Here is a 23,675-nt window from a genome sequence, read left to right as displayed (position 1 = left end):
TTTCCGGTTCAGATCATCCAGCGCATGCGCTCGCGTTTTTCCGCCGCAAGGGCGTCGAACTAAACAAGGCGTCGGCGGATTTGCTGAACTTAGCGCCCTTTCCAGTCCGGCTGAATCGGAAAGGCGGCCCGAAGCAACTTTCTCGCCGCATTTTTCATTCGCTGCTTCGGAGTTGGCGTCGTATTGGTTTAGGCGCCGCTGCGACGGCGCAGGCGCATTGGCTCCTCCTAATCCACGCTAAATGAGCTGGGACCGGTCGACCGCGCGCGGCCTTCCTTCGCGCGGGATTGGGCCATTTCCTGCTTGCCGGCTTGATGCGTGAAGGCTTCGTCGCCAGGACCGCTCTTTAATCGAGGAAGCAGCAAGAAATGGAGCATAGCGTTCCCCTGATCACGACCGTGGCGGCGGCGCTTGGGCTGGCGTTCGTGGCGGGCATCCTCGCCGTCAAGATCAGGCTCCCGGCGCTCGTCGGATATTTGCTGGCCGGCGTCCTCATCGGTCCCTTCACGCCCGGCTTTGTCGCCAATGGCGACATCGCGGGACAGCTCGCTGAAATTGGCGTCATGCTGCTAATGTTTGGCGTCGGATTGCACTTTTCCCTGGAGGATCTTTGGGTCGTTCGGAAAATTGCATTGCCTGGCGCGGTGCTGCAGATCGCCGCCGCCACGGCGCTCGGCGGGGGCCTCGCCCTCTCATGGGGATGGGAAATCGGCGGCGCATTGGTGTTCGGCCTGGCCTTGTCGGTCGCGAGCACAGTGGTGCTGCTGCGCGCGCTCGAGGCGCGCGGCCTGCTGGACTCGATCAATGGGCGAATCGCCATCGGCTGGCTAATCGTCGAGGATCTCGCCATGGTCCTGGTCCTTGTGCTGCTTCCGCCCCTGGCGGGATGGCTCGGCGGCGACGCGAATGTCGATCACGCAAAGATTGGGCAGACGCTTGGTCTCACCCTTATCAAGATCGTCGCTTTTGTCGCCGTGATGCTGGCGGTCGGACGCCGCATTTTCCCTTGGTTGCTTTGGCAAGTCGCCCGCACAGGCTCGCGCGAATTATTCACGCTCTGCGTGGTCGCCGCCGCCGTCAGCCTCGCCTACGGCGCTGCGCTTTTGTTCGGCGTGTCCTTCGCCCTGGGGGCGTTTTTCGCTGGCGTCGTGATTCGCGAATCAGAGTTCAGCCACCGCGCCGCCGAAGAATCCCTGCCGCTTCGCGATGCCTTTGCCGTGCTGTTCTTTGTGTCGGTTGGAATGTTGTTCGACCCGACCATTCTCGTCGAGCGGCCGCTGCAGGTCCTCGCCGCAGTGGGGATCGTCGTTCTAGGCAAATCAGCGGTGGCGGCGGCGCTGGTGCTCGCCTTCCGCTATCCGCTCAACACCGCGCTCGCGGTGTCGGTTGGTCTCGCCCAAATTGGCGAGTTCTCTTTTATGCTTGCTGGATTGGGCGCTAGCCTCGGCCTTCTTCCAAAAGAGGGTCAAAGCCTGATCCTCGCCACCGCCATCATTTGCATCAGCCTGAACCCGCTCTTGTTCAGGGCGACCGAGCCGGTGCAGGCCTGGGCGCGATCTCGCTCCGCGCTGGCCCGCAGGCTCGAGCATCCTGATGATCCTTTGACGCAATTGCCTATGTCGACGGATGAAAAATTTCTTGCGAAACAAGTCGTTCTCGTTGGCTATGGCCGGGTGGGGCGGCGCATCGCCGAGACTTTGGCAAAGAACGACATTCCCTTCATCGTGGTCGATCAGAATCGCGAGCTCATCGAAGACTTGCGCGAACAGGGCGTCGCCGCTGTATCGGGCGACGCAGCCGAGCCATTTGTCATGGCGCAGGCCCATGCCAAGGAGGCGACCATTCTTGTCATCGCCACATCCGATAGTTTGAATGCGCGCCAGATGATCGCCGCCGCGCGCAGGCTTAACCCAGCCATCGAGACAATCGTTCGCACCCACGACGAGGAGGAGGCCGCGCTGCTCGAGGAGGAGCAGGCCGGAAGGGTATTTCTCGCCGAGCGCGAACTCGCCGCCGGCATGGTCCGAACGGTCTTGGAGCGTTTCGGGCGGCGCGAGACGTGATCCGCGGCGCCCTGAGGCGCGGGCCGCTCCGTCGAAAACTCTGTCAAATTTTTCTGAAGTTTGCTTCAATAGGCCGAGATCCGGCTGATCATTGGCCGAGCTGCCGGCCAGCTGCGGGTCTCGACGCGCGAGGCAAATTGGCCTCGATGGAGGCAATTTGCAAAAGCCCGCCCAAGCGGAGCTCGTCGATCTTATCCTCGCGGTGGGGCGGGAGGATCGCAACGCCTTCCAAAGGCTTTATGAGTTCGCCGCCCCGAAACTATTCGGGATCGTGGTGCGTATCATCCGCGACAGATCTTTGGCGGAAGATATTCTCCAAGACGTCTTTCTCCGAATTTGGCGCAATGCCGGAAGCTTTTCGCCGCAGGCGGGACCGCCGATGGCCTGGCTCAACTCAATCGCGCGCAATCGGGCGATCGATCTCTTGCGCCAAAAGAGCCTGGCGACGCCCGCGCCCACAGGCGAGGACGTCGACTGGTTCGAAGGAATCGCGGAGCCGCGCGACCGCGAGGGGGACATTATGGACATAGCGGCGCTGCGCCATTGCCTAGGAGAAATCGAAGAGCCGGCCCGAAGCTGCGTCCTTCTCGCCTATTATGAAGGCTATTCGCGGGAAGAGCTCGCGAGCCGCTATGGCAAGCCGGTCAATACGATCAAGACCTGGCTGCATCGCAGCCTTACAGCGCTGAAATCCTGCCTGGAAACGACATCATGAGCGAGGAGAGCGAAATCCTGGCGGCGGAATATGTGCTCGGCACCCTGCATGCCGACGAGCGGACCGTTTTTGTCAGTGTGCTGGCGCATGATCAAGCGGCCCGCGACTCGGTCGCCGCCTGGGAAAACCACCTCTCCCCCCTTTGCGGCGTAGTTCCCGAAATTGCGCCGCCTCCGGCGGTTTGGGAGCGGATTGAAAGCGCCCTGCCCGGCCCGCCGCTTCCGCTCCTGACAGTGATGGAAGGCGGCCGGGACGAAGCCGCCGCGACGGCCGCGCTGCGCCGCTCGCTTGGCCGCTGGCGCGCGCTTGCCCTTGGCGCGGGGGCGCTCGCCGCCTCCCTCGCGATTTTCGTCGCGGGGCGAGAAGCGCAGCGCGGGCCCCTGACTCCGCTCTCCTATGTCGCCGTGGTCAACCGGGGCGGCGACCAGCCGGCGCTCATCGTCCGGGTCGATCTCGCCTCCGGCAGCGTTTTCATTCGCCCGGTCGCCGCCGAAGCTCCATCTGGAAAGAGCCTTGAGCTCTGGTACATCGGCGCTGGCAAGGCGCCAAAATCGATGGGCCTCGTCGCCAAAGATCCAATCAAGATGCCTCTGCCTACTGGAGCGTCGTTGGAGAAGGCGAGTTTCGCGGTGACAGTCGAGCCAGAGGGCGGTTCGCCGACTGGCGATCCGACCGGCCCCATCGTCTATTCAGGGCAATTGATCAAGGAATGAGTTGCGCCTTTGCAACTATACTTTATTTTGTTGACGAAGCGGGGCCTGGAAAGAATTATTTCCCCTCTTGCGAAGCTTTATCCATCGCATTTCTATATTAGAACGATTATAATTATAAAATATAATTCTTGAGTTGTTGCGCTTTAGGTCTAGGAAAAGCTGATCATAGCAAATCCAACCGATATCAGGGCCTTGCCCCCATTTTTATCGGAGACCGAAATGAAAACCGCTTTAAGTAGCCACGTGCGACCCATCGGCTTAACCGCTGCTCTGCTCGTCATGTTTCCGGCAATGGCGTTGGGTCAGGACATAGCGCCGGACTCGTTCAGGGAGCTCGAATCTAAATATATCTTCGGCTTCACCTTCGGTTCGGACATAGGTCCCGAAGGCGAACGCGAGCTCGAGTTGACGACAAAGGTCAATTTCCAGAAGCGGACCGGGTCCTACGCCGCTCTCGAGCAAGAAGCGGAATTCGAATATAATCCAACCGACAGTTTTCAGATCGAGCTGGGTGCGGCGGGCGTCTACCATGCGATCAGCGGCGTCGAGGGATTCGATAATTTCCACGGCGTCAATTTCGGCGGCCTGTCGGCGAACTTCAGATACCTTCTAATTGCGCGTGGTCCCGGATCGCCGGTCGGTCTTCAGATTTCGGTCGAACCGGAATGGTCACGCGTCGATGGCGGCGGAAAACTAGTCACGGAATTCGAAGCCCAAACGAGAATCATCGCCGACACCGAGCTCGTCCCCAATCGTCTGTATGCCGCCTTCAATTTGATCTATACTCCAGAACTTGAAAGGGAATTCGGCTACGCGAAATGGGAAAGAGCCTCGACGCTGGGCCTATTGGGAGCCATGACCTTTCGGATTGCGCCCAAAGTGGCGCTTGGGGCTGAGCTGGAATATTACCGCGCATACGACGGACTCGGGCTCAATGAATTTGTTGGGGATGCGCTTTATGTGGGGCCAACGTTCCACGCGCAGATCACGAACAAGATCATCCTGTCGGCCGCCTTTTCCACCCAGATCGCCGGTCATGCGGCCGGCGATGCAAACTTCCTCAATCTGACAAATTTCTCGCGGAACAAAGCTATGCTACGGGCCGTGTTCGAGTTCTAACCCCAACTACGTGATCCATGGAAAATCGAATGCTCAATCCATCCATCAGCCACGTCTTCCTGCCTGCGATCGCATCGGCCTTTCTGATTTTGCTGGGCCAATCGCCGTCTGGCGCGCAGGAGGCTGTCACGCTGCGCACCTCCATCAAAAATCATTTGTTCCAACCTGCCGAACTGAAGGCGCCGGCCAACACGCCGATTACGCTAATCGTGCGCAACCTTGATCCGACTCCTGAGGAGTTCGAAAGCAAGACGCTTCGGGTGGAGAAGGTCGTCGCGGGCAACGCCGAAATCACGCTCAAGCTGCGGCCACTCGCAGCGGGGCGCTATCGTTTCTATGGCGACTTCAACGAGTCGACCGCCGAAGGCGCAATCATAGCGGAGTAGGCTTTTCTAAGAGGATCAAATCCTGCATCCTCGCGCCATGCCTGATCCCGCCGCCAGCAATGCGCCTGAACTTACCGTCAGCGAATTGTCCAACGCCTTGAAACGGACGATCGAGGATCGGTTCGGCTTCGTGCGCCTGCGCGGTGAAATCTCGAACTATCGCGGGCCGCATTCGTCCGGCCACGCCTATTTCTGCCTGAAGGATCAATCCGCCCGCATCGACGCGGTGATCTGGAAGGGCGTCTTCGCGAAACTGAGGACCAAGCCGCAGGAAGGTTTGGAAGTCATCGCGACCGGCAAGGTCACGACCTTTCCCGGCAAGTCCAGCTATCAAATCATCATCGAGGCGATCGAACCCGCCGGCGTCGGCGCTCTCATGGCGCTGCTCGAGGAGCGCCGCCGCAAGCTCGCCGCCGAAGGGCTTTTCGATGAGGCGCGGAAGCAGCTTCCACCCTTCTTGCCGGCCTGCATCGGCGTCGTGACCTCGCCGACCGGTGCCGTCATCCGAGACATCCTGCACCGGATCGCCGACCGTTTTCCGCGCCATGTCCTGGTTTGGCCGGTCCGGGTTCAGGGCGAAACTTCGGCGGCCGAGATCGCCGCCGCGATCGGAGGGTTCAACGCCTTGCCGGAGCAAGGGCCGTTGCGCCGCCCCGACGTCATCATCGTCGCGCGCGGAGGCGGCTCGCTCGAAGATCTCTGGAGCTTCAATGAGGAAGTCGTCGTCCGCGCCGCCGCACAAAGTTTCATTCCTCTGATTGCGGCGATCGGCCACGAGACCGATTGGACCTTAATTGATCATGCCGCCGATCTACGCGCGCCGACGCCGAGCGCCGCGGCGGAAAAGGCGGTGCCGGTGCGCGCGGAACTCGCTGCAAGCCTCGCCGATCTTGGCCGCCGCCATGCCGGGGCGACATTCCGGCTCGTCGAGCGCCGCCGCAATGAATTGCGCGCTCTGCTGCGCGCTTTGCCGCAGGGCGATGCGATCGTCGCCCTGCCCCGCCAGCGCCTTGATTCCGCGTCCGGTCGCCTCCATGGCGCGCTTGCTAGGACGCATGACCGCCAGCGAATCGGCTTGGCGCGCCTATCGCACCGGCTCGCCCAACAATCGCCGCAAGCCAAAATGGGACGCGCGGAGGAGCAGCTCAAAGCGCTACATCAGAGGCTGCGGCGCGCCCTTGCAACAGGACGGGAGCGACGCAGACAAAGCCTAGATCACATCGGCTCCCGGCTCACCATTGCGCGCGCCGCCCGGGTCAAGATCGAGTGCGAAAGGGCGACAGCTTCCCGCCGACGGCTCGACGCCCTGGCCAAACGCATGGAGCATGGCATCTTTGCCCGCATGGAGGCCCGCCGCGCCCAGATCAGGACACTGGCGCAATTGCTCGGGAGCCTCGGTTACGGCCAGGTGCTGGCGCGCGGCTTCGCGATGGTAAGCGACGGGCAGGGTAAGCTCGTGACGAAAGCGGCCGAGATTGTGGACGGCGCGCTTCTGCATATCAAATTCTCCGACGGCCAAAAGACAGCGATCGCCGGGCCGCCGAAGGCCGCCGCTCCGGAGAAGCGAACCAGCAAGGCGCCGCGCAAACGCGACCAAGGCTCGCTATTTTGATGAAGGCCAGAGCGCAATATCTTCAAGCAGAATCGAGCTTATAGTTTCATCTATTTGTTTTGCTGAAATTAATCCGAAAGCCTATAGCTCTTTGGCGTCATGCGCTAAGCAAAGACCAGCGGCATCGGCTCCATGGATATCTTTTCGATTCCCCGCGCGCGCAACGCCTCCGCGAGTTTGGGCCCGGGAGCCGATGGTCCGGTGAAAAGAGCATGATTTGACGCCTCCGGCGCTTGTGCGGAAACGCGGCGAAAACCGAGATCCTCCGAAAGCACGTAATCGGTTCGCCGCGCGATCGCTGGAGCTGGATCGATCCATTGCACCGGCCAGGGCGCCAGATGTACGAAATGCTCGATCAGCAAGGGATAATGCGTGCAGGCGAGCACGATGCAATCGGTGCGTCGGCCATCCCGTGCAACGAAAGATGGCGCGATCTCACGCCAGATCGCCTCTTGCGAAGGACTTTCCCCTTGCATGAATGCTTCGGCGAGCCCCGCGAGCGCGCTGGAGCCGACGAGCGTGACCTGGCAATCGGCGGCATAGGCGCGGACCAAGTCGCGGGTATAGTCGCGCGCCACGGTTCCCGGCGTCGCAAGCACGGAGATGAGCTTTGAGCGCGATTGGCTTGCTGCGGGCTTGATCGCCGGCACCGTGCCGATGAAAGGGGTTTGGGAAAATTGAGCGCGCAGATGCGGAAGAACCAGAGTGGCGGCGGTGTTGCATGCGATGATGACGGCGTCCGGCGCATATCGGGCAATCAAGCGCTGAACGACCGACAAGACCCGAGCTATCAAAGCCTCTTCCGATAAGGCGCCATAGGGAAAGCCCGCATCATCCGCGGCATAAATGATCCGAGCATCCGGCCGCAGGCGCGTCACTTCCGCGAATACGGTCAGGCCGCCAAGGCCGGAATCGAAGACCAGAATTTTGGGCGCGCGCGACATTTAGGGAACCCAAGCGGATTTCTCGATCCTTTCCTTAACTTGTTCCGGCATCGAGATCGACCGGCAAACCAAGCTTAAGGAAGCAGGCAATGGTTAAAGCATTATTGCCAAACGGCCGTCTCGTCAGCGATCCCGACATCCCTCCGCAGCGCGATCGGCGGGGGCATCCGGCGCAGCCGCCTGCTCGACCGGGGATGGAGCCGATGGCGCGGGGCGGAGCCGCGCCTCCGCTCTTGGCCCCTCGACGAGGCGCACAATCATGCCGCGCAGGGTGCGCACGTCCTGCTCGCTCAATGTCAAGCGATGGAAAATATTGCGGAGGTTGCGCCGCATCACCGGCTGCTTGCCAGCGGGTCGAAAAAACCCGGCGCGCTCGAGTTCGCCTTCAAGGTAATCGAAGAAAGACAGCACCATGTCGCGCGGAGCGGCCGGCGAGCGTTCGATTGGGGCGAAAGGCGCTTTTGCGTCGGTCGCGGCGCGCATCCATTCGTAACCGGTCAAGAGCACGGCCTGCGCCAGGTTAAGGGAGGCATAGGCCGGGTTGACCGGAAAGGTGATGATCGCATCGGCCAAGGCCACCTCGTCATTGGAAAGTCCAGTGCGTTCTGGCCCAAACAGGACGCCATGTTTCTCGCCCCCGGCGATCGCCCGCGCGCATTGCGGCATGGCGTCTGCGGGCGTCAAAATGGGCTTGTGCTGACCGCGCTCGCGCGCGGTGGTCGCAAAGACGAAATTCAGGTCGGCGACGGCGGCTTCGAGACTGTCAAAAAGCTTTGCCGCCTCAAGGAGATGAACCGCGCCGGCCGCGGCGGCGTTGGCGCCTTTCTTCAAGGCGCCGGTGCGAGGCCAGCCCTCGCGCGGGGAAACCAAGCGGAAATCCGCCAGGCCGAAATTCGCCATCGCCCGGGCGCACATGCCGATGTTCACCGCGAGTTGCGGCCGCACCAGGATGATGGCCGGTCCACCTTCAAGACTGAGCTTGGTGCGATCGGTTCCAGCGCCTGTCATGGCGATGCTCTCCAAGCCCGGCGCTCGAAAATGCTCTAAGATGAGCGCCGCGCGGCCCGCAGGTCGATGGCTCCGAGGCCCCTCGCGACAGATCGATGATTTTTGGTGCGGGCGGTCGGAATCGAACCGACACTCTGTCACCAGAACCGGATTTTGAGTCCGGCGCGTCTACCAGTTCCGCCACGCCCGCCAAAGACCGTATTCCACGCACCGTGGAGCGCTCTCAAGTCTTCCTTCGCCTTCATTCAAAGGCTCGGCCCTCATCCGCATGGCGCCGCGGACGTTGGTTATGCTCCATGCTCTCGCCAGAAAGGCTCGATGCGCTTCGCACGACTGTTACGTATCGGATTGTGATCGCTCTCGCAACCTGGCGCGGCGCGTCGAATGCTCTTTTTCGACTCAGCCGAAGCCGTTCATCAATGTGCTGAACGGCACAGCCCAACAATAGACGGAAGGTCAGGATCTCGCTCCGATCAGGATGCCCCGCACGCCGATCTCCCGCCCTCGCTTTGCGCAGTTACGCGAACGGAATCAGAGCCATGAGAAAAATTTCGACGGCGATCGCCGCAACCCTTGTTCTGGCGACGACAGCTCTGGCCGTCGAAATGGCGAATCACAAGAACAGCAATGTGCCGGTTGAGGCAAAATCGGCGGCGCCGGCGGCCACCAAGGAGTCTTCGCGGATCATCGAAATCTGGTCGCAGGACGCGCCGGTCCTGAACGACAAGAAGCCGGATGCCGAAGCCCAAGCTTCTGAAGACGCTGAAGCCCGAGAATCCGAGGTCCGGCACTCCGACGTCCGGGACTCGAAAGAGGCAGTCGCCAAAGAGAAGAATGCCAATGATCTCGCTGCAGCGACTGCCGAATCAGCCGAAACTGATGCGCGGCTCCAAGATACGGGCAGCAGCGACGCCAAGACCTCGAGCGCGGCGGACGCCAAATCCAAGAACGCGGCCTCGGAGGAACCTGAAATAGCGTCGGGCAAGGCCGCCGAACCTCCCGCCGGCGCTGAAAAGCCCCGCGCGACGGGAAAGCCGCGTCACGCGCAGCGCGCCGCCTCTCGCTCGCACCACGCGACGAGCAAGGCGCGATCCTTTGGCGCAGGCTCCTCTAGCGAAAGCGCAATCTGGCAGACCGGCGGCGCCTATCGTTTCTCCGGCTCCTTCGGCGGCTGCCAATATCGCGGCTCGGTCAGCGCCTCCGGCTATCACATCGACCGGACTTGCTGAGCAAGCAAGCCCGCGCCGGCGTCATTAGCGCCACTCGCGAATATCGACGAAATGGCCGGCGATTCCGGCTGCAGCCGCCATGGCCGGCGAGACCAGGTGGGTGCGACCCTTAAAGCCTTGGCGGCCCTCGAAATTGCGATTGGAGGTCGAAGCGCACCTTTCGCCGGGCGCAAGACGATCGGGGTTCATCGCAAGGCACATGGAGCAGCCAGGCTCGCGCCACTCGAACCCCGCCGCCTTGAAGATCGCGTCGAGGCCTTCGGCTTCGGCCTGCTGCTTCACGAGGCCCGAACCCGGCACGACCATGCCATTGACGCTGGCGGCGATATGCTTCCCGGCGACCATTTTGGCGGCGGCGCGCAGATCCTCGATCCGGCCGTTGGTGCAGGACCCGATGAACACCCGATCGATCGCAAGATCGGTGATCTTCTCCCCTCCCTGCAAACCCATGTAATCCAGCGCGCGCGCGATCGAGGCCCTTTTCGCCTCGTTCATGGCTGCATCCGGATGGGGGACGCGACCTGTGATCGTCGCGACATCCTCCGGGCTCGTGCCCCAGGTGACGAGCGGCGGCAGGCTTGCAGCGTCGAGGCGGATTTCCGTGTCGAACTGCGCCTCTGGATCGGAATGGAGGCCTTCCCAATAGGCCATCGCCGCCTCCCATGCCGGACCCTTCGGCGCCTTAGGACGGCCCTCGAGATAAGCAAAGGTCTTGGCGTCCGGCGCGATCATCCCGGCCCGAGCGCCGCCCTCGATCGTCATGTTGCAGACGGTCATCCGGCCTTCCATCGAAAGGGCGCGGATCGCCTCTCCGGCATATTCGATCACATGCCCGGTGCCGCCGGCTGTGCCGATCTCGCCAATGATCGCGAGTACGATGTCCTTCGCGCTCACCCCATCGGCAAGGACGCCGTCGACGGTGACCCGCATGTTCTTCGCCTTGGATTGAATCAAGGTCTGAGTCGCCAGCACATGCTCGACCTCGGACGTGCCTATGCCCTGCGCGAGCGCTCCGAACGCGCCATGCGTCGAGGTATGGCTATCGCCGCAGACGATGGTCGCGCCCGGCAAGGTGAAGCCCTGCTCCGGGCCAATGATATGGACGACGCCCTGGCGTGGATCGAGTTCGTTGAAATATTCGATGCCGAACTCTTTCGCATTGGCCGCCAATTGCGCAACCTGGATGCGGCTTTCGGGATCGGCAATTCCCTTCGAGCGATCCGTCGTCGGGACATTGTGATCGACGACGGCCAGCGTCTTTTGCGGCGCGCGGACTTTGCGTCCCGTCAGCCGCAAACCCTCGAACGCCTGGGGAGAAGTGACCTCATGCACGAGATGGCGATCGATATAGATCAAGCACGAGCCATCAGCTTGGCTATCGACCAGATGGTCGTCCCATATCTTGTCGTATAGCGTGCGAGGCTTACCCATTTGAGATCCCATGCGCCCGATGTGGCCATTTTTTGGAAAAAAACCAGTGAGGATGCGTTTCTTACTCGCAAGATCTCCTAGGGGGAAGTACCTTCGCGTCCAACCAGACCTTGAACGCGGAGGAATCCGATGCGCCCGCCGGTTGCGCCTTATCTGACGGTCTCCCCCGCTTTGGCGGCTATTGCCTATTACACCGCGGTCTTTGGGGCGCAGCAAAAAGCCATCATGCCGGCATTCGACGGCATGCGGATCATGCATTGCGAGCTTTCGATCAATGGCGGGTCGGTCATGCTCGCCGACGCGTTTCCCGAGTTCGGCCATACGAGAATCCCGCTTCCAGGCGAGCTCTCAACCTCGTCAGTCAGCCTCGAATACGCCAAGCCCAAGGATATTGACGATGTTTTCGCCAGGGCGACCAAGCTGGGCGCCAAGGGGGAAACCAACCCGACCAACTCATTTTGGGGAACCAGGATCGCAACCTTCCGCGATCCTTTCGGCCATCGCTGGATCTTGAACGCGCCGCTGATCTGACGTCCGGCGCAACTGGTTTGGAGACCATGCGCCTCACTTGAGCGCGCAAGCGCCAAGCCCACCCAGAATCAGGCGCCAGATCGCTTCGAAAGCAGGAGCGATCTCGGGACTCGACCAGTCCCGCGCGTGGAGCGGATGGTGGAAACGCGTTGTCGCGTCGAAGATCGCCGCGCCCATGGCATTCGCGTCGCCGACCGCGAAAGCGCCTTGCTTGACCCCATCATCGACGATCTTGGCGATATGCGTCGCGAGCCGCTCGGAATGGGCGGCGACGATCTTTCGCGCGTCCGCTGCAAGAGCGGCATAGGTGGCGAAAAGTTCCGGATCGCCCTGCGCCTTGGCCCGCTCCGAGGCGATCAAGACGTCGAACCATCGCCGCAGGCGCTCGGGCGCAGGGCCCGCTTCAGCGGCGATCAAGGCCAGCGGCCCGGCGACGCGTCCGAGCCAGCGCGCCACCACGGCGTCGAACAGATCCGCCTTGCTCGGGAAGTGCCGGTACAGACTGCCGTGGCTGACCCCAAGGGCGCGGGCGATATCGACGACGCTCGCCTTGCCCGGGCCGAAGCGGCGAAGGACGGCCTCGGTCACGTTGAGGATCTTTTCGGGCGTCAGCGCGGAATCGTCCATGATTTCTCACAAAGCCTATTGCGGATGGAGGCCCAGCCGCCGAAACTCTCGGAAGAAATATCGTGGTAACAGATATCACTATCTGTTACCACGATATCAAACACCCATGGATCTGCAATGCTATTGCTTTGAGGGAATTGAGTTTTCGCCGCCTCTGGACTACAGCCCCTTCCATTCGGTCCAGGGGGCGACCCGCGTAGGCTTAACCGAAGCGAAAAATCTTCTTGCCTCCCATCGAGGGCCACATGGTTAAATTTCACACTGGAACAAGCCTGCTTGGCGCGAGCGCGGCGAACCCGCGATCGCCCGCCGAGGCGACGCTCGATCGGGTGCAAAATCCGCATGTCGGGGAAAACTACATAGCCCGCTTCACCGCGCCCGAGTTCACTTCGCTCTGTCCGGTCACCGGCCAGCCCGATTTCGCGCATCTCGTGATCGACTACCTGCCCGGAGCATGGCTGGTCGAATCGAAATCGCTGAAGCTCTATCTGACCTCGTTTCGCAACCACGGCGCTTTTCACGAGGACTGCACCTTGCGCATCGGCAAGGACCTTGTCGCGCTGCTGGAGCCGCGCTGGTTCAGGATCGGCGGCTACTGGTATCCGCGCGGCGGCATGCCGATCGACGTTTTTTGGGCGACGGGAGAGCTGCCGGCCGGGACCTGGATTCCAGATCAGGGCGTGCCGCCCTATCGCGGACGCGGCTAAAGCTTTCAGGGGCCCCAATCACGGCGCGAGATTGCCGCGAAGCTGATGAATTGCATCGATTTTTTTCTCCAGCTCCGGCGCGATCTTCACATGGATGGAATCGATATCGGTCTTCAACTGCTCCCGCGTCGTCGCGCCTATGATGCTCGACGTGACAAAGGGCCGCGAAGTGACGAAAGCCAAGGCCATTTGCGCCGGATCGAGGCCGAATTCCGTGGCGAGGGCCAAATATTCATCGATTACGCCCTCAACGCCTGGCTTTTCATAGCGTTGCCCGCGGTCGAACAGGGTCGTCCTTGCGCCTGGCGGACGCGCGCCGCGCTGATATTTGCCGGTGAGATAACCTTGGGCGAGCGGCGAATAGGCAAGGAGCCCCACCTTTTCGCGCAGGGCGATTTCCGCGAGGCCGATTTCGAAAGTTCGGTTGAGAAGGTGATAGGCGTTCTGGATCGATGCGACGCGCGGACCGGCGCCGATTTCGGCTGCGCGCAGAAACCGCATGACTCCCCAAGATGTCTCGTTGGAAAGGCCGATATGGCGCACTTTCCCCGCCTTGACGAGATCGGCTAGGACGTCGACGATGTCCTCGATCGGATTTTCGGGACCGGTGGGCAGATCGCGAAATGTCGTGGCGCTATCGGCGAATAGACGGAGAGGCCGGTCCGGCCAATGCAGCTGGTAAAGGTCGATATAGTCGGTCCGCAGCCGCCGCAGCGATCCTTCCACCGCCGCCGTGATATTTTTCCGATCGAGTTCGGTCGGCTTGCCGCGCAGCCCCGCCAGCTTGCCATGAAGCCATCTCGACTGGCCGCGACCGGCGACCTTGGTTGCGAGGATCACTTTGTCGCGGGTCTTCCGCGCTCGGAACCAAGAGCCGATGATTCGCTCGGTGTTCCCTTGCGTCCGCATTCGCGACGGGATCGGATAGACCTCGGCCGCATCGAAAAAATTAATCCCCTGCTCCAGCGCATAGTCCATCTGGGCATGGCCTTCGGCTTCGGTATTTTGTTGGCCCCAGGTCATTGTTCCAAGACAAAGGGCGGAAACCTGAAGGTCGGTTTGGCCTAGCCGGCGCCGTTCCATTTCAATCTCGCAGATGCACAATGCTGGATTGAGAACTATGCCTTTGCCGGCCTTTGATCAAGCAGCGAGGCTGCATGGCTCCGATTTTGCTTTTCGACTCTGGTTTTTGTTTTGAGGACGCAACAACAGGGAGCTGCTGATGGCGTCGGATTGTCCTGCGGAGCCGTCGTCCTACCGCCTGTTTTTTCTCGACGCGGATGGGCGCATCAAGAAATCGAAAGCGCTCGCTTGCGCCAATGACGACGACGCGATCGACCGATTGCGCGAGCTCGCTGACGGACGGACGCTTGAGCTTTATGACGGGTGTCGGTTGGTGTTAAAGGTCCAGGCCCCGAATGGATCAGGTCAGTAGCGGCCCTCACACCAGCCGCGACTGCTCCAGCGCCGCGGCGATGAAGCTCGCGAAAAGCGGGTGGGGCTCGAACGGCCGCGATTTCAGCTCGGGGTGAAATTGCACCCCGATGAACCAAGGATGATCGTTGAATTCGACCGTTTCAGGCAGGAGTCCGTCCGGCGAAAGCCCGGCGAAGGTGAGCCCCTTTTCGGCAAGGCGCTCGCGATAGGCCGTGTTGACCTCGAAGCGATGCCGATGCCGCTCAGAAATCTCGGTCTTGCCATAGATTGCGGCGATCTTGGAGTGAGGCTCCAACACAGCGCGATAGGCGCCAAGCCGCATCGTTCCGCCAAGATCTCCCTCAGCGGCGCGGATCTGCAATTCATTGCCGCGCATCCATTCGGTCATAAGGCCGACCACGGGCTCTTTGGTCGGACCGAATTCGGTGGAATTAGCGTCGGCGATTCCGGCAAGGGAGCGCGCCGCCTCGATCACCGCCATCTGCATTCCAAAGCAGATTCCGAAAAACGGCACCTTGCGCTGACGCGCGAAACGCGCCGCGAGGATTTTTCCCTCGGCGCCGCGCTGGCCGAAACCGCCGGGGACAAGAATCCCATGCACATGGTCGAGATGGGGCGCGGGATCGCCGCCCTCGAAAATTTCTGACTCGATCCAATCGAGCTTGACCCTGATGCGGTTGGCGATGCCGCCATGGCTCAAGGCCTCGATCAGGGATTTATAGGCGTCTTTGAGGCCGGTATATTTGCCGACGATCGCAATCGTCACTTCGCCTTCGGGATTGCGAACGCGCTCCATCACCGCGTTCCAGCGGCTCATGTCGGGTTTGGGCGCGGGTTCTATCCCGAATGCGGCGAGAACCTCCTGGTCGAGGCCGGCGCCATGATAGGCGCGCGGCGCATCATAGATCGAGGCGACGTCGCGGGCCTCGATGACGGCGCTTTCGCGCACATTGCAAAAGAGCCCCAGCTTGCGGCGCTCCTCGCGCGGGATCTCACGATCAGTGCGGCAGAGAAGAATATGGGGCTGGATCCCGATCGAGCGCAATTCCTTGACCGAATGCTGCGTCGGCTTGGTCTTAAGTTCGCCCGCGCTAGCGATGAATGGCAATAAGGTCAGGTGAATATAAAGCGCATGCGCGCGCGGGAGGTCATTGCCAAGCTGCCGGATCGCCTCGAAAAATGGCAGGCCTTCGATATCGCCGACCGTTCCGCCGATCTCGACCAGGAGGAAATCGACGCCCTCATTGCCGTTCAGGATGAAGTCCTTGATAGCGTTGGTCACATGCGGAATGACCTGGACCGTGGCGCCGAGATAGTCGCCGCGGCGCTCCTTGGCGATGATCTCCTGATAGATCCGGCCGGTGGTGATATTGTCTTCCCGCGCGGCCGGACGGCCGGTGAATCGCTCGTAATGGCCAAGGTCAAGATCGGTCTCGGCGCCATCGTCTGTTACGAAGACCTCGCCATGCTGATAGGGGCTCATCGTCCCCGGATCGATATTGAGATAAGGGTCAAGCTTGCGCAAGCGCACGGTGTAGCCGCGCGCCTGAAGCAAAGCGCCGAGGGCCGCCGACGCAAGCCCTTTTCCAAGGGATGAGACCACGCCGCCGGTGATGAAAATATACCGCGCCATGGGCTTTGAGGATTATCCTGTTTTTGCCGGTTTGGAGAGCGGAATTATGGTCTCCGCCCGTCATCATCCACACAAATAACGCCCGTCTCTTGCACGCACTCAAGTTTGCGGAACGGGACTTTCGTTATTTGTTTAGTTGTTGGCTTTGAGCCCCGCCTCGGTTCGCGCAAGACCGCGCGGACGCTAGGCCAGACCTCATTTCCCGCTTGGGGCTGGCGGCGCGCTCGGCTGAATCGGCGCAGGCGCTTGTTGGCGCTCTTCCTCCAATTGTTTTAATTGATCGAGCAGGTTGCTCGAGCCGCCGTTCTGCTGCGCCGGCGCTTGGCCGGAAGGCTCAATAGGCTTGACGGACTGCAAAAGCACTTCCGGCGCCTTGTTGAACTTGGCGAGGATGGTCAGACTGAGGCTTGTCGCGAAAAATAGAGCGCCCAGAATGGCGGTGGTGCGGGTCAGGACGTTCGCCTGGCCGCGTCCGGTCATGAAGCCGCCGCCGCCGACGCCGAGGGCTCCGCCTTCCGAACGCTGCAAAAGCACGGTCACGACGAGCGCGACCACGATCATGAGGTGAACGACAATCAAGACCGACTGCATTTACAAAATGTCTCCTAGACGACGGAACGATATTGACAATAATCAGTTCGTAACCCCAGCCTGTCCGGCTGATGCGACCACTTCATAATGCTCCCGCGTCCGCAAAGCTAGATGGACGGAGAAACAAATGGCCAGGGTAACTGACTTTGTAAGGGAAGAACTCAGGCGACCGAAACCTCACCCAACCGAAGTGAAATGCCACTGGTCGATCTTGCAAGCTGGAGGCGCCAACGGACCGCTTCTTCAACTTGACACGCGGGGTTCCTCCGATCGAGAGACCCCTGAAAAGCAAAGCCAAACGCTTCAGTTTGATCATAAAAGTGCGGAGCAGCTTTTTCAAATCATTAAAAAAGCGTTTGATCTATAGACGTAGACTTCTTGTCGGCTACGCTCGACGGTACCAGTCATCCCGTGGCGCCCCTTCTTCCGAAGGCCCCCGCAACCCCTAGCATGGGGGCGGAGTCGCGAGCCAGCCTACCGGTATACGCCAGCAATCGCCATGAATTCGGCGGAAGTCAAGCTGGCGCCGCCGACCAGGGCGCCGTCGACATTCTTTACCGTCATCAGTTCCCCGGCGTTGGCGGGCTTGACGGATCCTCCATACAGAATCCGTACATTGCCGCCCGGCTCCGGCAAATGCCGATTCAGCCTGTCGCGGATGAAGCGATGCATTTCCGCGACGTCTTGGGCGGTGGGCGTGAGGCCCGTGCCAATCGCCCAGACCGGCTCATAGGCTATGACGACTCGCTCCAGCGAGAAATTTTCTGGAATCGAACCGCTCAATTGTCCGCCCACGATCGGGAGGGCGCCTCCCGCCTCGCGCTCGGCCCTGGTTTCGCCAACGCAAATTATGGCGACAAGCCCGGCGCGAAGAGCCGCCGTCGCTTTGGCGCGGACGATCTTATCGGTCTCATGATGCGCTCTCCGACGCTCCGAATGGCCGACGATGACAAAGCTGGCGCCGGCGTCCTTCAGCATCTCGGCGGAAATGTCACCGGTGAAAGCGCCGCTTGGCTCCGCATGACAATCCTGACCGCCGAACCGCACCGGGGATCCGTTGCAACTGGAGGCCATCGCCATCAGCAAGGTCGCTGGGGGACAAATGACGATCTCCGCCTTCCCGGCTTCCCCGCCGGCGACCGCCGAACATATTTTGGCCGCTTCATCAATGTCATTGCGCGACCCGTTCATCTTCCAGTTTCCGGCGACGAGCGGGCGTAATCCAGGCGAGCGTGGTCTATAGGGCATTAAAATGTTTCCGAATGGGCCGGGCGCCGCCGCGTTGCATGCGCAGCGTCGCCTTCTTATAGTCCCGTTCGAAATTGTGAAAGCCCGGCCCCGGGCGCAGCCTTTCAGAGAGACGCAATCCACATGCTCGAATTTATGCGCGCCGCGACGCAAGGCTTGATTGGCCGCTTCATCATGGCGATCGTGATGGGCCTGATCATCCTCAGTTTCGTCATCTGGGGCATCGGCGATATTTTCCAGGGCTTCGGCGTCAATAAGCTGGCGCAAGTCGGAAGCGTGGAGATTACCCTGGACGCATATCGCAACGCCTATCAGACCGAATTGCAACGGCTGCAGCGGCGCGCCCGGCGCAACATCACCAACGAAGAGGCGCGCTTGTTCGGCCTTGACCGGCAGGTGCTGTCCCGTCTCGTCAGCGACGCGGCTCTCGATCAGCAAGCGCGCGCGCTGGACCTCGCTTTAAGCGATCAGGACATCAGCAAGGCGATCGTGAACGACCCCGCTTTCAAGGGGAGAGGGGGGCAGTTCGACCGCCTGCGCTTCGACGAAATCTTGCGTGACAATGGCCTGAGCGAAAAGGGGTTCCTGCGCGAACAGCGCAGCGGCTATTTGCGCAACCAGATTACCGATGCGCTGACCTATGGCGTACAATTGCCCAAGACCATGCTGGAAGCGATTCATCGCTATCAGACGGAAACCCGAAGCATAGATTATCTGGTCCTGCCCCCCTCCGCCGCGGGCGTCATTCCCGCCCCGCCGCCGGAGGACCTGCAAAAATATTTCGAGGACCGCAAACAGAATTACGTCACCCCCGAGTTTCGCAGCCTGGTGGTTCTGTCGCTGACGCCGGCCGCGCTCGCCAAGCCCGAAAATGTCTCCGACGCCGATGCGCAGAAGCGCTACGAAGAAGTCAAGAACGAGCGTTTTGGAGCGCCAGAAAAACGCACGGTCGAGCAAATTCTCTACGCCGATGAGCCGTCCGCCGCGGAAGCCCACGCCAAGCTTGCGGCGGGAAAGAGCTTCGATGACCTTTTGAAAGAGAAAGGCCTGACTCAGAAGGACGCCGATCTTGGAACAGTGACGCGCGACGGCCTCGCCGACAAGGGCGTCGCCGACGCTGCTTTCGCCCTGGCCGAAGGTCAGATCAGCGCGCCGGTCAAGGCGCAGTTCGGCACAGTCCTTTTGCGCGTGGCCAAGATCGTTCCTTCGAGCGTCAAGCCATTTGCGGATGTCGCGGTCGAACTGAAGCGCGACATCGCCATGCAGCGCGCCCGCGCCGAAATCGCGCGGCTTCATGACGCAATCGAGGATCAGCGCGCCTCCGGCAAGTCGTTGGCGGAGGCCGCCGGCAGCGCCGGTCTCGAGCCCCGGACGATCGCGGCGATCAGCGCGGCGGGCGCCGACCCGCAAGCCGCGCCAGTGGGGGATATAACCAATGGCCCGGCCTTGCTGAAAGCTGCTTTCGCCTCCGACATTGGGGTCGACAATGACACGCTGAAGATCGCCGACGGCGGCTATCAATGGTTTGAGATCGCAAAAATAGACAAGGTTCGCCAGAAGACCTTCGATGAAGTGAAGCCCGAGGTCGAGAAGGCCTGGCGCGACGACGAGACGGCAAAGCTCCTTTCCGCGAAGACCGCGGCGTTGGTCAAGAAGATCGAGGCCGGCGATTCGGTCGCCGCCGTAGCCGCCGCCGAGGGCAATCTCGGCGTCAAGCACGCCAGCGACGTGAAGCGCGGCGGCGCCAAGGAGCCTGCTGACGGGCTCACTCCCAATGTCGTTGCTCAGATTTTCAATGTCGGCTTGCGCGGCGCCGGCTCGGCCCGCATGGACGATGGCGGACGCGTTCTTTTCCAGGTCGTCGACGTCGTCGTTCCGGTCGTCGACCTCGAGACCGCCGCTGCGAGCGCCGTTTCCGCCGAGGTGAAGAATGGCCTCGCCGAGGATGTGCTGTCGCAATATATGGCCAAGCTCGAAGACGACCTGGGAGTAAAGGTCAATATGCAGGCGTTCAAGGCTGCGTCCGGCGGCGCGCCGGACGCCTATTGAGCGCCCGCAGATGTTCGCATCTTCTGTCGAGGCCCATGCAGGCGGCTATGAAGCGGGCGAGCCGCGACTTGTTTCGGCTCGGCTCATCGCCGATCTGGAAACGCCGGTTTCGGCCTTTCTGAAACTTTCGGCTGGCCGAAGCGGGCGGGTTTTTCTGCTCGAATCGGTTGAAGGCGGCGCAGCGCGCGGCCGCTACTCGATGATCGGCCTCGACCCCGATATTCTTTGGCGCGCCTATGGCGGCAACGCGGAAATCAACCGCCGCGCGCTGAGCGATCCGGATGATTTCAAACCTTGCCCCGAGCCGCCGCTCGACTCCCTTCGGGCGCTGATCGCCGAGTCGCGGATCGAGACGCCGGAGGATCTGCCGCCGATGGCGGCCGGCGTTTTTGGCTATCTCGGCTATGACATGGTGCGCCAGATGGAGCGCCTTGGCCCGGGCAAGCAAGATCAAATCGGCGCGCCGGACGCGATGATGCTGCGCCCGACCGTGATGGTCGTTTTCGATGCGGTGAAGGAAGAGATTTTCGTCGTCACCCCTTTGCGTCCCGCGCAGGGGATCAGTTTTCGCGCGGCCTATGATGGCGCACTGGAGCGAATCGAAGCGGTGGTGGCGACGCTCGAAGGGCCGCTGGCGCATGAATCGCTTGCCGCCGATCCCTTCCTTGCGGCAGGCGAGCCGCGATCGAACACCGCGGAAAGCCGCTTCCGCGAAATGGTTGAGCGCGCCAAGGATTACATCCGCGCCGGCGATATTTTTCAGGTCGTGCTGTCGCAGCGGTTCTCGGCGCCCTTCGCCCTGCCCGCATTCTCGCTCTATCGCGCGCTGCGGCGGGTCAATCCCTCGCCCTTTCTTTGCTATCTCGACTTTGGGCCGTTTCAGATCGTCTGCTCAAGTCCCGAAATCCTCGTCCGCGTGCGGGAGGGAAAAGTCACGATCCGTCCGATCGCCGGCACGCGCTGGCGCGGCAAGACCAAGGCGGAAGACGACTCCCTGGCCTTGGATCTTCTCGCCGATGAAAAGGAATGCGCCGAGCATTTGATGCTGCTCGATCTCGGCCGCAACGATGTCGGCCGCGTCGCGGAGATCGGCTCCGTCGAGGTGACCGAGAAATTCGCGATCGAGCGCTACAGCCATGTCATGCATATCGTCTCGAATGTCGAAGGCAGGCTCGGCGCCGGGCACGACGTCATCGACGCGCTTTGCGCCGGATTTCCCGCCGGCACGGTCTCCGGCGCGCCAAAAGTCCGGGCGATGGAAATCATCGACGAACTCGAGACCGACAAGCGCGGCGTCTACGGCGGCTGCATCGGCTATTTCGGCGCCTCGGGGGAGATGGACACCTGCATCATTTTGCGCACCGCGATCGTCAAGGACGGGGTCATGCATGTCCAGGCGGGCGCCGGGATCGTCTATGATTCCGATCCAGCCTATGAGCAGCGCGAATGCGTCAACAAGGCGCAAGCCCTGTTTCGCGCGGCTGAGGAAGCAGTGCGATTCGCGACAAGGGTCAAGCGGGGGCAGTAGATTCGACGGCGGCTCTTTTTACGTCGATTGATGAAGGCGACAAACGCGACTGCCGAGACTTGCCACGGACCGGAGACGGAGCGTTTTGCAGTTCCGCTTCGGGCTCCTACACACTGAAAAAAAGCCTCGCTTTGGGCAAACCCTGGCGAGGCAGTTTAGAGGAATCCACGGCAAAATTTTCGAGGCGCCGCCAATTATTTAAGAGCCGAAAGGTCAGCTCCGTAATTGATATGATATGTCTTTCCACCGATAACCAAGGCGGGCACGGATTTGACGCCCGCCGCCTCGGCCTCGTTTATGCGCGCTTTGTCCTTGCCAAGATGCACGATCTCGACATCAAAAGCCTTTGGATCGAGCGAATTCGCCAAATTGGTTTCGGCGTCGGCGCAAACCGAGCAGCCTGCGTGGTAGAACGTCGCCTTCTGCGTCATGATCAACATCCTTTTCTACTGCGCGGAGAAAATGAGCGGTTCGCTGGGCCAACCAGCGAACCGCTTTTCTTCAGGCGCGCCAGGATGATCCAGCCGAACCGGAGGAAATCTGCGGCGCCGCCTGGAAAAGGGTCGGGAACCGATAGACACAACTGATTGTCAAACATCGGCTTTTTCCTCAAAGCTATGTAGACATTGGCAAGTCGTCGGCGCCTCTGTCAAAGACCTTCCACGCTGCGTCGAGCGCCTCTGGTTCGGCTTGTTCATGTTCCGGGCAATCGAGCCGCAAATGTCGTCCCCCGAAAGGAGCGTCCACCAAGGCGCAATGATGCGGGATGTCCTCATCATCATGAACGTAAGCGCGAAAATAGCGACAGCTCACGCAGAGACGTTGAGGGGGTATCGCGCCGGCCTGCTGCAATGCGCGAATGGTCTTGATGACGAGACCGAGAAGCGTTGATTGCTCTTTCATGGAAAGAGTCTCTAGGGCGCGCTCCGCCGACGTGATCGCCAAGCCAAGGCCGCGAACGACATCGTGACCGGCCGGCGTAACCCGAATGGCCACGGCTCGAGCGTCCTCCGGATCGGCGACCTTGGTCAGCAGCCCCTTGCGAACCAGCGCCCCAATCGAGTCCGTCGCCGTCGGCTGGGCGACGCCGAGATGGTCGGCAATGGAGCGGACGCGCATCCCCGTCGCGCCTCGCCCAGCGACAAAAGTAAGCACATGCGCCTGCGTGGGATTGAGACCAGATTCTTCGGCGACGCCCCATTGGTCCGCGCGCATCACGGTACAGATGCGATCGAGCCCGTCACGTAAACGGCGAGCTAGCGGGGTGGAAAGGGCATCGAAGGGAGTCATATTTAATAAATAGGACTCCTATTTATTTTGTCAAGCCATTCTGCATTCTGGGTTCAACTAACGTCAGCTTTGGCAAGCCGTTACGCCGCAGTAGAAGTCAGCCCCCTCGCAACCCACCAGACCATCGCCACCGACCCACCCCCAATCGCTTGACCTTGCCGCGCGCGCGGCCCAAAACACCCATCCCAAACATAAAAAAATGCGACATGACCGCCGTAACGCTCATCGACAATTACGACAGCTTCACCTGGAACCTGGTCCATTGCCTGGGTTCGCTCGGCGCTGACGTCGCGGTGCATCGCAACGACAAGGCGAGCGTCGCCGAGATCATGGAGGCGTCCCCCGACGCAATCGTGCTATCGCCCGGCCCATGCCGGCCGCGCGACGCCGGGATCTGCCTCGATCTCATCAAAGCCGCAGGCGCGTCCATTCCAATCTTCGGGGTCTGCCTCGGCCATCAGGCCATCGGCGAGGCCTATGGCGGCGAAATCATCCGCGCGCCGGAGCCGGTGCATGGCAAAATGGCGACGATCGCCCATCAGGGCGAGACGGTTTTTCGCGGCATCAACGGCCCTTTTCAAGCCGTGCGCTATCATTCATTGGTCGTGCAGGCCGAATCCATGCCGGATGATTTGGGCGTGACGGCCGCGACCGAAGGGCTGGTGATGGGGATTTCGCACAAGAATTTTCCGGCGCATGGCGTACAGTTCCATCCCGAAAGCATTGCCTCGGAACATGGCATGCGGATTTTTGGAAATTTCCTCGATCTCGCTGCGCAATGGAATGAGACCCGTCGGCGAGCCGCAGTTTAAGG

23 protein-coding genes and 1 tRNA gene are annotated in these 23,675 nt (G+C 61.1%); 13 read left to right on the top strand and 11 right to left on the bottom strand.

Annotated features, from left to right (window positions below):
- Positions 1-368 precede the first annotated feature (368 nt).
- From DL86_RS01310 to xseA, 6 genes are all read left to right on the top strand, one after another.
- Positions 369-2,063, top strand: coding sequence for a cation:proton antiporter domain-containing protein (locus tag DL86_RS01310; protein WP_036257383.1), 1,695 nt, complete (start codon positions 369-371; stop codon positions 2,061-2,063).
- Between the two features lie 157 nt (positions 2,064-2,220).
- Positions 2,221-2,778 carry a sigma-70 family RNA polymerase sigma factor gene (locus tag DL86_RS01305; RefSeq protein WP_036258010.1) on the top strand — a complete coding sequence of 186 codons (558 nt, stop codon included), beginning with the start codon at positions 2,221-2,223 and terminating at the stop codon, positions 2,776-2,778.
- Positions 2,775-3,491 carry an anti-sigma factor gene (locus DL86_RS01300; protein WP_036257382.1) on the top strand — a complete coding sequence of 239 codons (717 nt, stop codon included), beginning with the start codon at positions 2,775-2,777 and terminating at the stop codon, positions 3,489-3,491. Before DL86_RS01305 ends, DL86_RS01300 begins: the two co-directional genes overlap by 4 nt.
- Positions 3,492-3,710: 219 nt before the next feature.
- Complete coding sequence (locus DL86_RS01295; protein ID WP_156964415.1) at positions 3,711-4,610, top strand: hypothetical protein; 900 nt, start codon at positions 3,711-3,713, stop codon at positions 4,608-4,610.
- A gap of 29 nt (positions 4,611-4,639) precedes the next feature.
- Positions 4,640-4,996 carry a cupredoxin domain-containing protein gene (locus DL86_RS01290; RefSeq protein WP_036258009.1) on the top strand — a complete coding sequence of 119 codons (357 nt, stop codon included), beginning with the start codon at positions 4,640-4,642 and terminating at the stop codon, positions 4,994-4,996.
- A gap of 37 nt (positions 4,997-5,033) precedes the next feature.
- Positions 5,034-6,608: an exodeoxyribonuclease VII large subunit gene (gene xseA, locus DL86_RS01285; RefSeq protein ID WP_036257380.1), complete on the top strand. Its 1,575-nt coding sequence runs from the start codon at positions 5,034-5,036 to the stop codon at positions 6,606-6,608.
- Between the two features lie 104 nt (positions 6,609-6,712).
- Here xseA and murI read toward each other — a convergent pair whose 3' ends face one another.
- From murI to DL86_RS01270, 3 genes are all read right to left on the bottom strand, one after another.
- Positions 6,713-7,552 carry a glutamate racemase gene (murI, locus tag DL86_RS01280; protein WP_036257379.1) on the bottom strand — a complete coding sequence of 280 codons (840 nt, stop codon included), beginning with the start codon at positions 7,550-7,552 and terminating at the stop codon, positions 6,713-6,715.
- A gap of 123 nt (positions 7,553-7,675) precedes the next feature.
- Positions 7,676-8,560, bottom strand: a complete 885-nt coding sequence (locus tag DL86_RS01275; protein WP_051952531.1) for an RNA methyltransferase — start codon at positions 8,558-8,560, stop codon at positions 7,676-7,678.
- Between the two features lie 103 nt (positions 8,561-8,663).
- Positions 8,664-8,750 (bottom strand) — tRNA-Leu (locus tag DL86_RS01270).
- A gap of 349 nt (positions 8,751-9,099) precedes the next feature.
- Here DL86_RS01270 and DL86_RS01265 point away from each other — a divergent pair.
- Positions 9,100-9,789, top strand: a complete 690-nt coding sequence (locus tag DL86_RS01265) for a hypothetical protein (RefSeq protein WP_036257378.1) — start codon at positions 9,100-9,102, stop codon at positions 9,787-9,789.
- 24 nt (positions 9,790-9,813) lie between these two features.
- Here DL86_RS01265 and leuC read toward each other — a convergent pair whose 3' ends face one another.
- Positions 9,814-11,220 (bottom strand): 3-isopropylmalate dehydratase large subunit, encoded by a 1,407-nt coding sequence (gene leuC, locus DL86_RS01260; RefSeq protein ID WP_036257376.1) that lies wholly within the window; start codon positions 11,218-11,220, stop codon positions 9,814-9,816.
- 129 nt (positions 11,221-11,349) lie between these two features.
- Between leuC and DL86_RS01255 the strand changes: the two genes are divergently transcribed.
- On the top strand, positions 11,350-11,751 hold the full coding sequence (locus DL86_RS01255; RefSeq protein ID WP_036257375.1) for a VOC family protein: 402 nt from the start codon (positions 11,350-11,352) through the stop codon (positions 11,749-11,751).
- Between the two features lie 33 nt (positions 11,752-11,784).
- Here DL86_RS01255 and DL86_RS01250 read toward each other — a convergent pair whose 3' ends face one another.
- Positions 11,785-12,378 (bottom strand): TetR/AcrR family transcriptional regulator, encoded by a 594-nt coding sequence (locus DL86_RS01250; protein WP_036257374.1) that lies wholly within the window; start codon positions 12,376-12,378, stop codon positions 11,785-11,787.
- Between the two features lie 245 nt (positions 12,379-12,623).
- Between DL86_RS01250 and queF the strand changes: the two genes are divergently transcribed.
- Positions 12,624-13,085 (top strand): preQ(1) synthase, encoded by a 462-nt coding sequence (gene queF / locus DL86_RS01245; RefSeq protein WP_036257373.1) that lies wholly within the window; start codon positions 12,624-12,626, stop codon positions 13,083-13,085.
- Positions 13,086-13,103: 18 nt separating this feature from the next.
- On the opposite strand, the gene DL86_RS01240 is transcribed toward queF, so the two are convergent.
- A complete protein-coding gene (locus tag DL86_RS01240; RefSeq protein WP_036257372.1) occupies positions 13,104-14,168 on the bottom strand; it encodes an aldo/keto reductase in 1,065 nt (354 codons plus the stop codon).
- 139 nt (positions 14,169-14,307) lie between these two features.
- On the opposite strand from DL86_RS01240, the gene DL86_RS01235 reads away from it, so the two are divergent.
- Positions 14,308-14,520 carry a hypothetical protein gene (locus tag DL86_RS01235; protein WP_036257370.1) on the top strand — a complete coding sequence of 71 codons (213 nt, stop codon included), beginning with the start codon at positions 14,308-14,310 and terminating at the stop codon, positions 14,518-14,520.
- A 6-nt stretch (positions 14,521-14,526) separates the two neighbouring features.
- On the opposite strand, the gene DL86_RS01230 is transcribed toward DL86_RS01235, so the two are convergent.
- The 3 genes from DL86_RS01230 to tpiA form a co-directional block, all read right to left on the bottom strand.
- The gene (locus tag DL86_RS01230; RefSeq protein ID WP_036257369.1) at positions 14,527-16,155 is read right to left on the bottom strand and encodes a CTP synthase; all 1,629 of its coding nucleotides are present in this window, start codon (positions 16,153-16,155) and stop codon (positions 14,527-14,529) included.
- Between the two features lie 195 nt (positions 16,156-16,350).
- Entirely contained in the window at positions 16,351-16,746 is a 396-nt protein-coding gene (gene secG / locus DL86_RS01225) for a preprotein translocase subunit SecG (RefSeq protein ID WP_036257368.1), read from the bottom strand.
- 474 nt (positions 16,747-17,220) lie between these two features.
- On the bottom strand, positions 17,221-17,994 hold the full coding sequence (gene tpiA / locus DL86_RS01220) for a triose-phosphate isomerase (protein WP_036257367.1): 774 nt from the start codon (positions 17,992-17,994) through the stop codon (positions 17,221-17,223).
- Between the two features lie 123 nt (positions 17,995-18,117).
- On the opposite strand from tpiA, the gene DL86_RS01215 reads away from it, so the two are divergent.
- Both DL86_RS01215 and trpE read left to right on the top strand, forming a co-directional pair.
- Positions 18,118-20,043: a peptidylprolyl isomerase gene (locus tag DL86_RS01215; protein ID WP_036257366.1), complete on the top strand. Its 1,926-nt coding sequence runs from the start codon at positions 18,118-18,120 to the stop codon at positions 20,041-20,043.
- Between the two features lie 10 nt (positions 20,044-20,053).
- The gene (trpE, locus tag DL86_RS01210) at positions 20,054-21,571 is read left to right on the top strand and encodes an anthranilate synthase component I (RefSeq protein ID WP_036257365.1); all 1,518 of its coding nucleotides are present in this window, start codon (positions 20,054-20,056) and stop codon (positions 21,569-21,571) included.
- 194 nt (positions 21,572-21,765) lie between these two features.
- Here the strand turns inward: trpE and DL86_RS01205 are convergent, their stop codons facing one another.
- The gene (locus DL86_RS01205; RefSeq protein WP_036258005.1) at positions 21,766-22,002 is read right to left on the bottom strand and encodes a thioredoxin; all 237 of its coding nucleotides are present in this window, start codon (positions 22,000-22,002) and stop codon (positions 21,766-21,768) included.
- 184 nt (positions 22,003-22,186) lie between these two features.
- On the bottom strand, positions 22,187-22,786 hold the full coding sequence (locus DL86_RS01200; protein ID WP_245276186.1) for a MarR family winged helix-turn-helix transcriptional regulator: 600 nt from the start codon (positions 22,784-22,786) through the stop codon (positions 22,187-22,189).
- A gap of 281 nt (positions 22,787-23,067) precedes the next feature.
- Here DL86_RS01200 and DL86_RS01195 point away from each other — a divergent pair, with 281 nt between their 5' ends.
- On the top strand, positions 23,068-23,673 hold the full coding sequence (locus DL86_RS01195; protein ID WP_036258003.1) for an anthranilate synthase component II: 606 nt from the start codon (positions 23,068-23,070) through the stop codon (positions 23,671-23,673).
- Positions 23,674-23,675: the final 2 nt, after the last annotated feature.

The organism is Methylocapsa aurea, from assembly GCF_000746085.1.
Lineage (GTDB): Bacteria > Pseudomonadota > Alphaproteobacteria > Rhizobiales > Beijerinckiaceae > Methylocapsa > Methylocapsa aurea.
Note: the sequence above shows the minus strand (reverse complement) of the source record. Positions and strands in the feature narration are given on the sequence as shown.